This is a genomic window from Paraclostridium sp., from assembly GCF_051657365.1.
Classification (GTDB): domain Bacteria; phylum Bacillota; class Clostridia; order Peptostreptococcales; family Peptostreptococcaceae; genus Paraclostridium.
Window position 1 is genome coordinate 1 of the sequence record NZ_JBOFKN010000104.1, and the last position, 1,220, is coordinate 1,220.

General features: G+C 23.1%; 1 protein-coding gene. It reads left to right on the top strand.

All coding sequences use genetic code 11. The features are described from left to right. Nucleotides 1-149: 149 nt before the first annotated feature. Nucleotides 150-950, top strand: coding sequence for a DUF2785 domain-containing protein (locus tag ACRCYC_RS08015; protein WP_438618602.1), 801 nt, complete (start codon nucleotides 150-152; stop codon nucleotides 948-950). Nucleotides 951-1,220: the final 270 nt, after the last annotated feature.

The window sequence follows — 1,220 nt, forward strand, 5'->3', positions numbered from 1 at the left end:
AATATTAAATTTTAAAAATTTCACGTTATAGTTATAATATGTTCTTTGAGATTTATATATAGGAGATCATATAACAAATAAATTATAATAGTTTTTATTATGTTTAATTAAAATCTGATATTATAAAAATAAAAGGGGAAAATTCAAAAATGAATGAAGAAGAAAGAATTATAAACGGTTTAAACTCAGAAAAAATTGCTTCAGATGAATTGATTGATTTAATGTTAAAAAACATTGGATCACTATCTCCTCAATTAAGAGATAACACAATTTATATAGGTTGGGTTAATTTAGTAGAGTCTAATAAAATTTCAACAAACCAAAAACTTTGGTTAATAGATAAAATTATATCTAAAAATTTATTGTTTAATGGAATTAAAGATGAGTACTCTGATAAAGTATTTACTAGAAGTTTTACCTCTTTGTTATTGGTTGTTTTACTTGAAAGTCACTTTAAAAATAAGTATATAGATAATGAGACTGAAAAAGAAATAATCAAACTAGCAATTGAATATATGGAAACTGAAAAAGATAATAGAGGTTTGGTAGATGAAAAGGGATGGGCTCATGCATTTGCTCATGGAGCTGATTTATTAGAAACTATTTCAAAATCTATGTACTTAACTCAGGATAATGCAACAAGGATACTAAATTGTATTTCAAGGGCTTTGATAGATATTGAAAACTTTCTATTTGGTGAGGAAAGCAGAATTGATAAAGTAATTATAGCTTTGATAAAATACAATAAATTAAATCAATCTAAATTAAATAGTTGGATTGATTCAAATAATAAAATTTTAATGAAATCTAAATCTTTTAATTTATGTTGGGTGAAGTTTTTGATGTCTCTTTCATATATGCTTAAATTCGAAGGTATCGAGTTTGAAGAAACTCAAATCTTAATAACTAAATACTTAACGTTTTTCTATGATACTTTTGAAATTATATAATAGTTTTTACATATAGCTGAGTTATTGATTCAAATAAACCAACTGCATCTGATAAATGGATAATCTATTTACTATTAGTTAAGAAATTTTTAGTAGCTTACAAGTTGTAAGAATATAAAAATATGGTTGTAAGCAATCTGTAATTAGCTATTTAATTAATATTGTTTATATGTTTAGTGATTGCTTAAATTCATATATAAATTCTTTTTAAAGTCTTGTTAAATACATTGATTTTCATTATTAAACCTAGTCATTTCAAGGATTGTAATA